Genomic DNA, 5144 nt, shown 5'->3' with positions numbered 1-5144 from the left:
GCATATAGCTTTTTTCTGTCTTCAAGCATCTTTGGAATGATGTTGCTGCCGAAATCATTGGAGGAATTTTCATCCTTTTCATCATTTATTAAATACCTTCTTAGGGTTTTCCACTTGAAAAGGTAAACTCCCATTGAAGCGAGATTGCTCTTTGGATACTTTGGTTTTTCATCGAATTGAGTGACTTTATCATCATCATTGGTATTCATGATCCCGAAACGACTTGCTTCCTGCCACGGTACTTGAATGACTGCTATGGTTGCCTCTGCATTTTTTTCGATGTGATAATCCAGCATCTTACTGTAATCCATCTTATAAATATGGTCACCCGAAAGAATCAGTACATGTTCCGGATCATAGTTATCAATATATTGGATATTTTGATAAACAGCATTTGCCGTCCCTTTATACCATTCCCCGCCTTCTTTCCCTTGATAAGGGGGAAGTACGGAAACTCCGCCAACATCCAGATCAAGGTCCCAAGCTTTGCCATTACCAACATAATCATTTAGAATCAATGGCTGGTATTGAGTCAGTACCCCAACCGTATCAATACCAGAATGAGTGCAGTTACTTAATGGAAAATCGATGATTCTATATTTACCGCCAAAGGGAACAGCTGGTTTTGCCAAACCAATTGTCAATTCACCTAACCTTGAACCCTGGCCTCCTGCCAATAACATTGCTATCCATTTTTTCGCTCCCATTATTCGTTCACTCTCCCCCGCCTTTTTTTTGTTTGCTTCATAAAAATGGAAATGCCTAATGGAGGTACTGTTATTTCCATGCTGAATGGTTGATTATGGTATGGTTCCTTTTTGACATTAATGGGTTCCTCATTGATCTGTCCCGATCCTCCGAAAGATGCTGAATCACTGCTGAAAACCTCTATATATTTACCCTGGGATGGTACGCCAATTTGATATTGAGCATGAGCCTGTGCAGAAAAATTACAGACAACAATGCAATAATCGCCTTTGCGTTTACCCTTTCTCATAAAGGTAATGATACTCTGTTTACTATTGTTCGGATCTATCCACTCAAACCCCTCCTGGACATGATCCAGTCGCCAAAGGGAGGATGATTGCCTATAAAAATCCTGTAGGGTGCGGAAGTAATAGGCCAGTTTTTCGTGTGATTCATATTCCAAAAGAAGCCAATCCAATTGTTCCTCATCTTTCCATTCTATGAACTGGCCAAATTCACCGCCCATGAATAGAAGCTTCTTTCCGGGATGTGTCATGAAATACCCAAAGAGTAACCGTAGATTAGCGAATTTCTGCCAATAGTCGCCTGGCATCTTATTCAATAAAGACTTCTTGCCATGAACCACTTCATCATGTGAAAAGGGCAAGACGAAATTTTCTGAAAAAGCATAGAAAAAAGAAAATGTTAAGAGACTATGATGATTTGGCCTTTCCCCCGTTTCAAGTTTCATATAACGAAGGATATCGTTAGTCCATCCCATATTCCATTTGTAATTAAAGCCCAGGCCGCCTATATCGGTAGGAGAAGTTATAAGTGGTCGGTCTGTTGCTTCTTCAGCCATCATTAATGCATTGGGATATTTCTCGAAAACCACTTCGTTAAGCTTTTGCAAAAATTGTATGGCCTCCAGGTTTTCCTCACCGCCAAACTGGTTTTTCAGCTTGATCGGCAATGGATTATCATGATTTAAGTAAACCATTGACGATACCGCATCGACACGGATTCCATCAATATGGTATACCTCCATCCAAAACATTACATTTGATATAAGGAAACTGATTACTTCAGGTTTGGTAAAATCAAAGTTGTATGTCCCCCATAACGGGCGATCTGCTCTAGTATGATCAATTGGTTCATAGAGAGGCGTTCCATCGAAACGGGAAAGTCCATGCGCGTCTTTACAAAAATGGGCGGGAACCCAGTCAAGAATTACCCCAATGCCCTTTTTGTGGCAAAGGTTAATTAAATATTTAAAATCTTCCGGCGAGCCGTAACGACTGGTTACAGAATAATAGCCCGTGACCTGGTATCCCCACGATTTATCAAATGGGTGTTCCATTATGGCCATGATTTCAATATGTGTAAAACCATTTTCAATCACATAATCAATCAACCTATCAGCCAATTCACGGTACGAATAAAACTCGCCATCTTCTTTCTGTTTCCATGTTCCTGGGTGCACTTCATAAATGGACATGGGTTTATGATAAATATTTTCCTTTTTCCTATTAGCTATCCACTTCGAATCTTGCCATTCAAAATTATCCAGCCTTTTAATGACCGAGGCTGTATTTGGTCTGACTTCCGAATAAAAGGCATATGGATCGGCTTTTAGGATTCGTTTACTTCCAGGTGTATGTATTTCGTATTTATAGAGTTCCCCTTCTTGTAGTCCCGGTACGAACAACACCCAGATACCTGATCGCTCGATCCTTTTCATCGCATGATCTTTTCCGTCCCAATTATTAAAATTACCGACTACTGAAACTTGCTTGGCATGGGGGGCCCAAACGGCGAAGCGTACTCCTTCTTTACCTAATGATGTTACAATGTGTGCCCCAAGCATTTTATAGCTTTCATAAAGGGTGCCTTCATGAAATAAATACAAATCGAAATCGCTTGGATAAATCTCTTGTAGCTGGTCAATAATTGCACTCAATAAAACCCCTCCATCAGTATTGAATCGATAGTATTTTAACCATCCTTCCCCAGTTATTATATATATTCGATGAAAATGATATTAATCCTTCAAATGGAGGTGAAGATATTGTTATAAATAGCCGTTTTTTTGTAAATTCAAACATTTTTCAAGAAAATTATACATTTATTGTAAAAAATATTATTATACCAATAAAAGCCCTCCCCATTTTTTTGGAAAGAGCTTTAAGGTATCATGTATGAATGCTTCATGTTATTTGTTCAGTTCGAATCATGGAAGTCTTCGTCAAAAATAAATAGGATAATGATACTGACCATGCCAAAGGAGTATTCTTGTTCGGAATATTCCTGCCCCCTATATATAATTCGGGTACTTCCCAATTTTCCGGTATGATCATTTTCGTTTTATCAATATATTCCTTAACTTTGTTCATCATTCCAAGTTCAAGGTAGCATAAGCCCAACCACGGAAGCCCGAAACACCATTCTGCCTCTTGACCGTCATTATAATAAAGGTCCTTTTCATATCTTATACAACCATTTGTTCTTTCAAGGCGCTCCGTGACATTCTTCAATATTTTTAGTGCTATTTCACGGTCTACCAGCCGATAAGGATAAATTAAGGATAAAAGGGCTAAATCCGTCTCTTTTGAATAACTTTCCCTTGGAAGTAAGAAACGAAGAGTTTCTTCTCCCTTTTTAATCAGCTCTTCCTTGACGTTGACCAGCATTTTGACTGAATTCAAACCAGCCACACATGCACCTATGCTTGAAGCGTGGATTTCTATATTTTCTTCCCACATCCCATTATCTTCCGATTGCCAATATTGCAGGCATTCCAAGTAATTGACCAACTTTTGAACAATTTGTAAATCCCGTTGATTTCTCATCACCTTTTTACCATGCCTATACCCTTCACCGACACCCCATAAAAAGGCACCTATCGCATCATTCTGGGCATGCCCCCACTCATCGGGCAGTTCTTTAAGCTCAGTGGAATACCTTGCATGGATATGTTCAAATAAAAACTGAGGTTTCTGTTCCGTATGAATATCTATCTTCCACTCATAGGATTGAAATAAGTCGAATAAAGCATGATATGCTTTCTCGTAACGATTGGATGGATCATTTATGAAAGGGATTACTGTATAAACGACATCCCTTATCCAGACATAATTATAATCATCGGAAACGCTTGCAGTATATGCGCCATTAGGAAGCCGCATGCGATCAAGAACCTCTAGTGCACCATTCACATTCATTAATTGACACCTCCATAGTAACTTGCCTATTCCCATTGTTGACAGACTCCCATTTTCTAAACGTTTGTTGTTTCATTTTCAATTTGAAGCGCTTTCAATTCAGCTAACCAAAACAATTTTTCAGAAGTACATTCACCTTAGTTTATGTAATCACTGCCCTTTTTGATAATCAAGCTTCCAATGTTCATTAAAAAGCGTCATTTGCCTAATCGAAACGAACTAAAAAAGCGGCCTGTCATGAAAAATGTTCTTTGAAAAATAAAAACCCAGTAATGGCAATCCATTACTGGTTATATCGGCCTATCATTTAATTGTTTAGTATATATTAAAAGAAAAATCGTAATATCATCAATGAAAGCACGCCAATCACAACCGTACCCAATAGACTTCTCGTAAAAATGGCAACCAGGAAAGCCGGTAAAGCTGCGGCCAAATTCAAAGCATTATCCTTAATTGAAAAGACCTGTTCCGATAATAGAAGTTCTTGAGCCAACAACGCCGCCATTACAGCCACTGGCACATGCTTAAGCCAATCGATGCCCCACTTTGGAATCTCCATTTTACTAAGCAGTACCAAAGGGACGACCCTGGGTATGAAAGTTACAATCGAAATCCCTACAATCACAGCAAGGATATATCCGCTTATTTCCACCTGCCAATCACCATCCCTATCGTTGCAGCTACAACAGTTGCCACTATGACGCCAGTACTGCCTGGAAAGAAGAAACTTACTGCAACAACGATTAATATGCTGCTAAACGCGACTGCAAGATCTATAAAAAAGTCCTTTTTACTTAATATTTGCAGAACTAAAAGGCCGATAAACATCGCTGGCAGGGCGAAGTCCATCCCATATTTTTCGGGATTTGGAATCCATTGGCCAAAGAAACCGCCGGCAATATTTGCAATGAACCAATTTAAATAGGCTGCAAGATTCAGTCCAAGCATCCATTGAAAATCAAGTTGTTTCCTCTTCTGTGCCGCCGTGACGGCCACTCCAAAGGTTTCATCAGTTAATAAGGCTCCGGTTATCAGGTTTTGTTTCAAACTTTGCTGCTTGAAATATGGAGCCAATGCAGCACTAAGTAATAGATGGCGACTGTTCACAAAAAAAATCGTAAAAATTATGGCCGATACTGGATGACTTGCAGCTATCATCCCCGCAGCTATGAATTGGCCAGACCCTGCATAGAGCAAAAGCGACATAAGGGCCACTTCAATCATACTTAATCCCTG

The 5144-nt window shown here is 39.5% G+C and carries 5 protein-coding genes; all 5 read right to left on the bottom strand.

Going from position 1 to position 5144, the window contains the following annotated elements:
* Positions 1 to 707, bottom strand: a 707-nt coding sequence (locus ACFVSH_RS22595; protein WP_387707938.1) for a sugar phosphate nucleotidyltransferase, incomplete at its 3' end; no start/stop codon positions are given.
* A complete protein-coding gene (glgB, locus tag ACFVSH_RS22590; protein WP_387707936.1) occupies positions 707 to 2647 on the bottom strand; it encodes a 1,4-alpha-glucan branching protein GlgB in 1941 nt (646 codons plus the stop codon). The genes glgB and ACFVSH_RS22595, both read right to left, overlap by 1 nt.
* Before the next feature lie 247 nt (positions 2648 to 2894).
* Positions 2895 to 3908 carry a glycoside hydrolase family 15 protein gene (locus ACFVSH_RS22585; protein ID WP_387707934.1) on the bottom strand — a complete coding sequence of 338 codons (1014 nt, stop codon included), beginning with the start codon at positions 3906 to 3908 and terminating at the stop codon, positions 2895 to 2897.
* A gap of 325 nt (positions 3909 to 4233) precedes the next feature.
* A complete protein-coding gene (locus tag ACFVSH_RS22580; RefSeq protein WP_387598887.1) occupies positions 4234 to 4560 on the bottom strand; it encodes an AzlD domain-containing protein in 327 nt (108 codons plus the stop codon).
* Positions 4551 to 5144: AzlC family ABC transporter permease (locus ACFVSH_RS22575; RefSeq protein WP_387707932.1), on the bottom strand; the 594-nt coding region annotated here is incomplete at its 5' end. The genes ACFVSH_RS22580 and ACFVSH_RS22575, both read right to left, overlap by 10 nt.

The sequence above is a fragment of the Peribacillus sp. NPDC058002 genome, assembly GCF_042886655.1.
Classification (GTDB): Bacteria; Bacillota; Bacilli; order Bacillales; family DSM-1321; genus Peribacillus; species Peribacillus aracenensis.
This window is presented reverse-complemented; position numbering and strand designations above follow the sequence as displayed.